Annotated in this window: 5 protein-coding genes; 4 read left to right on the top strand and 1 reads right to left on the bottom strand. The window is 53.5% G+C overall.

What is annotated here, in order from left to right; translation table 11 throughout:
* Positions 1-2,050 (bottom strand): fatty acid oxidation complex subunit alpha FadB (fadB, locus tag KQJ18_RS20460; RefSeq protein ID WP_216422609.1); only part of this gene is annotated, 2,050 nt, incomplete at its 3' end.
* Between the two features lie 187 nt (positions 2,051-2,237).
* Here fadB and pepQ point away from each other — a divergent pair.
* Genes pepQ through hemG form a run of 4 tightly spaced genes read left to right on the top strand, consistent with a single transcriptional unit; the run spans position 2,238 to position 6,230 of the window.
* Complete coding sequence (pepQ, locus tag KQJ18_RS20455; protein WP_038634435.1) at positions 2,238-3,569, top strand: Xaa-Pro dipeptidase; 1,332 nt, start codon at positions 2,238-2,240, stop codon at positions 3,567-3,569.
* Positions 3,569-4,183: an IMPACT family protein gene (locus KQJ18_RS20450; RefSeq protein ID WP_085049785.1), complete on the top strand. Its 615-nt coding sequence runs from the start codon at positions 3,569-3,571 to the stop codon at positions 4,181-4,183. The genes pepQ and KQJ18_RS20450 overlap by 1 nt, the downstream gene beginning before the upstream one ends.
* A 38-nt stretch (positions 4,184-4,221) precedes the next feature.
* Entirely contained in the window at positions 4,222-5,673 is a 1,452-nt protein-coding gene (gene trkH / locus KQJ18_RS20445) for a Trk system potassium transporter TrkH (protein ID WP_003017848.1), read from the top strand.
* A gap of 11 nt (positions 5,674-5,684) precedes the next feature.
* Complete coding sequence (gene hemG, locus KQJ18_RS20440) at positions 5,685-6,230, top strand: menaquinone-dependent protoporphyrinogen IX dehydrogenase (RefSeq protein ID WP_038634428.1); 546 nt, start codon at positions 5,685-5,687, stop codon at positions 6,228-6,230.
* Positions 6,231-6,338 lie beyond the last annotated feature (108 nt).

Below are 6,338 nucleotides of genomic sequence, written 5' to 3'. Positions count from 1 at the left end.
GATACTTCGCGCTGCCGAGCGTATCCAGCCAGCGGAACGCACCGCCGTGGAACGGAGGGAAGCCCAGGCCATACACCAGCGCCATATCGGCTTCTGCCGGGCTGGCGATAATGCCTTCTTCCAGACAACGCACCACTTCGTTGATCATTGGGATCATCATGCGGGCGATAATCTCGTCATCGCTGAAGTCGCGTTTCGGTTGGCTGACCTCTGCCAGCAGACCATCAACGGCGGCATCTTCTTCTTTCTTCGGCTTGCCCTTGTTGTCTTCTTTATAACGCCAGAACCCGAGACCGTTTTTCTGTCCGAAACGGTTAGCATCAAACAGGGCATCGATCGCATCGCGATAATCTTTCTGCATACGCTGTGGGAAGCCCGCAGACATCACCGCCTGTGCGTGATGCGCGGTATCGATCCCCACCACGTCCAGCAGATAAGCCGGGCCCATCGGCCAGCCAAACTGTTTTTCCATCACTTTGTCGACTTTGCGGAAATCCGCTCCGTCGCGCAGCAACTGGCTGAAACCGGCAAAATAGGGGAACAGCACGCGGTTGACGAAGAAACCAGGGCAGTCATTGACCACAATTGGCGTTTTGCCCATCTGGCTTGCCCAGGCGACAACCTTAGCGATGGTTTCATCTGAGCTTTTTTCGCCGCGAATGATCTCAACCAACGGCATGCGGTGCACCGGATTAAAGAAGTGCATGCCACAGAAGTTTTCCGGGCGTTTGAGCACGCTGGCCAGTTCGTTGATTGGAATGGTTGAGGTGTTCGAAGCCAGTACGGTGTCCGGGCGTACCTTATCTTCGGTTTCCGCCAGTACCGCTTTTTTCACTTTCGGGTTTTCCACAACCGCTTCGACTACTACGTCCACACGCTCGAAACCGCTATAGTCGAGGGTTGGATGGATAGTGGAAATCACGCCCGCCATTTTCAGGCCGTCAATTTTGCCGCGCTCGAGCTGTTTGTTCAGCAGCTTGGCCGCTTCGGTCATGCCCAGCGTTAATGATTTGTCGTTGATATCTTTCATCACAACCGGCACGCCTTTCCAGGCCGACTGGTAAGCGATACCGCCGCCCATAATGCCCGCGCCCAGCACCGCCGCTTGCTTTGGCGCCTCAATATTTTTGGTGAGCTTTTTGGCTTTGGCTTTCACGAACTGATCGTTAAGGAAGATCCCAACCAATGCGCGAGCTTCACTGGTGTGCGCCAGTGGAACAAAACTTTTATTTTCCAGGTTCAGCGCTTCTTCACGGCCAAAACGGGATGCCGCCTCAATCGTTTTCACGGCAGTGATTGGTGCGGGATAATGCTTCCCGGCCGTCTGCGCCACCATACCTTTGGCGATAGTAAAGCTCATCGCCGCTTCAATTTTGCTGAGTTTCAACGGTTCCAGCTTCGGCTGGCGTTTGGCTCTCCAGTCGAGATCGCCGTTAATCGCCTGACGTAATACCGCGATCGCGCCATCAAGCAGTTTCTCGTGTTTCACTACGCCATCGACCAGGCCGATTTTCAGCGCCTGCTCAGCACCAACATCTTTACCCGCAGCAATGATTTCCAGCGCGCTGTCCGCGCCCAGCATACGTGGCATACGTACGGATCCGCCAAAGCCTGGCATGATGCCCAGCTTGGTTTCCGGCAGGCCGATGCGCAGGTCCGGCGTTGCCAGACGGTAATCGGTCGCCAGCACACACTCGCAGCCGCCGCCCAGCGCATAGCCATTTACCGCTGAGAGGGTCGGAACAGGTAGATCTTCCAGACGATTAAAGACGCTGTTGGCAAAATGCAGCCACTGGCTCAACTGTTCTTCAGGCACGAGGAACAATGAAAGGAATTCGGTGATATCGGCACCGACAATAAAGGCTGCTTTGTTAGAGCGCAGCAGCAGCCCTTTTAAATTCGGTTGTTTTTCCAGCACGTCAAGCGCATGGCCCAGGCTGGCAACGGTGGCCGTGTCGAGTTTATTGACCGAACCAGGGGCATCGAACACCAGTTCGGCGATGCCATCTTCCAGCCAGTCGAGGTACAGGGTGTCGCCTTTGTAAAGCATGTCAGTCTCCTGAATCCGCAAGGTGATCTGGTCATACCAGATGAATCGAAGTGTGTGTTTTATGTTAAAAAAATGCAAATGAATGATTAAAGAAATGACGATTCGATCACGCTCGGCAGAAATCACGCACTCACAAAGCGATGTGCTAAGATGCGGAGTCTTGAGGTCAAAAACAGAAGGATAGAAAATGGAATCACTGGCCGCACTCTATAAAAATCATATCGTTACCTTACAAGAGCGGGCGCGCGACGCGCTGGAACGCTTCAAGCTGGATGCGTTACTTATTCACTCTGGCGAACTTGTTAACGTCTTTCTTGACGACCATCCGTACCCGTTTAAGGTCAATCCGCAATTCAAAGCCTGGGTACCCGTAACGCAGGTCCCTAACTGCTGGTTGCTGGTGGATGGTGTGAATAAGCCAAAATTGTGGTTCTATCTGCCGGTCGACTACTGGCATAACGTTGAGCCGCTGCCGACCTCCTTCTGGACAGAAGAAATCGAGATCATCGCGCTGCCAAAAGCGGACGGTATCGGTAGCCAACTGCCAGCTGCTCGCGGCAATATCGGTTATATCGGTCCGGTTCCGGAACGTGCGTTGCAACTGGACATCGCGGCCAGCAACATCAACCCGAAAGGGGTGATCGACTACCTGCATTATTACCGCGCCTTTAAAACGGATTACGAACTGGCCTGTATGCGCGAAGCGCAGAAAATGGCGGTGAATGGACACCGTGCCGCGGAAGAAGCGTTCCGTTCCGGGATGAGCGAGTTTGACATCAACCTGGCTTATCTGACCGCGACCGGTCACCGCGACACTGACGTGCCATACAGCAACATCGTTGCGCTTAATGAGCATGCGTCGGTTCTTCATTACACCAAACTGGATCATCAGGCGCCGTCTGAAATTCGCAGCTTCCTGCTGGACGCTGGTGCGGAATATAACGGCTATGCGGCAGACCTGACGCGTACCTGGTCGGCGAAAAGCGACAACGACTATGCGCATCTGGTGAAAGATGTTAACGACGAAGAGCTGGCGCTTATCGCTACCATGAAAGCGGGTACCAGCTACGTGGATTACCACATTCAGTTCCATCAGCGCATCGCGAAGCTGCTGCGTAAGCATCAAATCATCACCGATATGAGTGAAGAGGCGATGGTGGAAAACGATCTTACTGGACCGTTTATGCCGCACGGTATTGGTCACCCGTTGGGTCTGCAGGTGCATGATGTCGCTGGCTTTATGCAGGATGACAGCGGTACCCACCTTGCTGCCCCGTCGAAGTATCCTTACCTGCGCTGCACCCGTGTTCTGCAGCCGGGCATGGTACTGACCATCGAACCGGGCATCTACTTTATTGAATCGCTGCTGGCGCCGTGGCGTGAAGGGCAGTTCAGCAAACACTTCAACTGGCAGAAAATTGAAGCTCTGAAACCGTTCGGCGGTATTCGTATTGAAGACAACGTGGTGGTCCACGAGAACAATATCGAGAACATGACGCGGGATTTAAAACTGGCGTAATGGACAGTTGGTTAATCCCTGCGGCGCCGGTTAGCGTCGTTGAAGAGATCAAAAAAAGCCGCTTCATTACGCTGCTCGCCCATACGGACGGCGTAGAAGCGGCGAAAGCATTCGTTGAGTCCGTCAAAACGGAACACCCGGACGCCCGCCACCATTGTGTGGCATGGGTGGCGGGTGCGCCGAATGACTCGCAGCAGTTGGGCTTTTCAGACGATGGCGAACCGGCGGGAACGGCAGGCAAGCCGATGCTCGCGCAGCTGATGGGCAGCGGTGTCGGTGAGATTACCGCAGTGGTGGTGCGCTACTACGGCGGTATCCTTCTCGGTACGGGTGGGCTGGTAAAAGCCTACGGTGGCGGTGTGAATCAGGCGTTGCGTCAGTTAACGACACAGCGCAAGACGCCATTAACCGAATATACTTTGCAGTGTGAGTACGGTCAGCTGGCAGGCATAGAAGCTTTGCTGGGTCAGTTTGACGGTAAAGTCGTTGCCAGTGATTACCAGGCTTTTGTTCGGCTCAGGGTGGCGCTTCCTTATGCCAAAGTGGATGAATTTTCGGCAAAACTGGCGGATTTTAGTCGTGGTTCATTGCAATTGTTAGCGATTGAAGAATAATCCCCACCTCATTTTAAAGAACTAAGGAAGCGGTAGAGATGCATTTTCGCGCCATTACCCGAATCGTTGGACTACTGGTCATCTTATTCTCGGGGACGATGATTATCCCCGGACTGGTGGCTCTCATCTATCGCGATGGGGCAGGGCGTGCATTTACCCAAACTTTCTTCGTTGCTCTGGCGATCGGCTCCATGCTGTGGTGGCCGAACCGCAAAGAGAAAGGCGAGCTGAAATCTCGCGAAGGTTTTCTGATTGTCGTCTTGTTCTGGACCGTGCTGGGTAGCGTGGGTGCGCTGCCGTTCATCTTTGCGGAAAGCCCTAACCTGACGATTACCGATGCATTTTTTGAATCCTTTTCCGGATTGACCACCACCGGGGCAACAACGCTGGTGGGGCTGGATTCATTGCCACACGCTATCCTCTTTTATCGACAGATGCTGCAATGGTTCGGCGGGATGGGGATCATCGTGCTGGCGGTGGCTATTCTGCCTATTCTTGGCGTCGGGGGGATGCAGCTCTACCGGGCAGAAATGCCGGGGCCGCTGAAAGATAATAAAATGCGCCCGCGTATTGCCGAAACGGCGAAAACCCTGTGGCTTATCTATGTATTGCTGACGGTGGCATGTGCACTGGCGCTATGGTTTGCCGGGATGCCAGCGTTTGACGCCATTGGGCACAGCTTTGCCACGATTGCGATTGGCGGCTTTTCCACGCACGATGCCAGCGTGGGATATTTCGACAGTCCCACGATCAACACCATCATTGCTATCTTCTTGCTGATCTCCGGCTGTAACTATGGCCTGCACTTCTCTTTATTAAGCGGCCGTAGCCTGAAGGTCTACTGGCGCGATCCGGAATTTCGCATGTTCATCGGCGTGCAGTTGACGCTAGTGGCTGTCTGTACGCTGGTACTGTGGATACACAATACCTACGGTTCAGCGCTCACGACCATCAACCAGGCCTTTTTCCAGGTGGTATCAATGGCGACGACCGCCGGATTTACCACCGACAGCATTGCCCGCTGGCCGCTGTTCCTGCCGGTGTTGTTGTTGTGTTCTGCCTTTATCGGCGGCTGTGCCGGGTCTACGGGCGGTGGCTTGAAAGTGATTCGTATCCTGTTGCTGTTTAAGCAAGGTAACCGCGAGTTGAAACGTCTGGTTCACCCGAATGCTGTTTACAGTATCAAGCTGGGTAACCGTGCGCTGCCGGAGCGAATTCTTGAAGCCGTCTGGGGATTCTTTTCTGCCTATGCACTGGTCTTTATTATCAGTATGCTGGCGATTATTGCGACCGGTGTTGATGACTTCTCCGCGTTTGCCTCCGTGGTGGCGACGCTGAATAACCTCGGGCCAGGGCTGGGCGTTGTCGCCGACAACTTTGCCAGTATGAACCCCGTGGCGAAGTGGATCCTGATTGCCAATATGCTGTTTGGTCGTCTGGAGGTCTTTACTCTGCTGGTACTCTTTACCCCTACTTTCTGGCGTGAATAATGGAGTAACACGTGAAAACACTGATTCTTTTTTCTTCCCGGGACGGGCAAACGCGTGAAATCGCCGAGTATCTGGCTTCTGAACTCAAAGAGCTGGGCGTTTGGACGGATGTTGTTAATTTGCATCGCACCGCGGAGCCTGACTGGCAAAATTATGACAGCGTGGTGATTGGCGCCTCGATTCGCTATGGTCATTACCATGCCGCATTTCAGGAGTTTGTGAAAAAGCATGCCACGCGGCTGAATGCGATGCCGAGTGCGTTCTACTCCGTTAACCTGGTTGCCCGTAAACCGGAGAAGCGTACGCCGCAAACCAACAGCTATGCGCGTAAGTTCCTGATGAGTTCGCCGTGGCGGCCGGATCGCAGTGCGGTTATTGCCGGCGCTTTGCTGTATCCCCGCTATCGCTGGTATGACCGTGTGATGATCCAACTGATAATGAAGATGTCAGGCGGTGAAACGGATACGCATAAAGAAGTGGTGTATACCGATTGGGAACAGGTCGCGGGTTTTGCACGGGAAATTGCCCAATTAACCCACAAAACGTTGCCAAAATAAGCGTAAAGAATAAAAAATAATCACTCGGAAAATTATTTTGAATTTCCCCTTGTCAGCCTGAAATAACTCCCTATAATGCGCCTCCACTGACACGGAACAACGGATTAC

Source organism: Citrobacter sp. S55_ASV_140 (genome assembly GCF_018919505.1).
Lineage (GTDB): Bacteria > Pseudomonadota > Gammaproteobacteria > Enterobacterales > Enterobacteriaceae > Citrobacter > Citrobacter werkmanii.
This window is presented reverse-complemented; position numbering and strand designations above follow the sequence as displayed.

What these genes read in the sequence shown, in the direction of transcription:
- pepQ (WP_038634435.1), top strand. Translation starts at nt 2,238, where the DNA reads ATGGAATCACTGGCCGCACTCTATAAAAATCATATCGTTACCTTACAA.
- KQJ18_RS20450 (WP_085049785.1), top strand. Translation starts at nt 3,569, where the DNA reads ATGGACAGTTGGTTAATCCCTGCGGCGCCGGTTAGCGTCGTTGAAGAG.
- trkH (WP_003017848.1), top strand. Translation starts at nt 4,222, where the DNA reads ATGCATTTTCGCGCCATTACCCGAATCGTTGGACTACTGGTCATCTTA.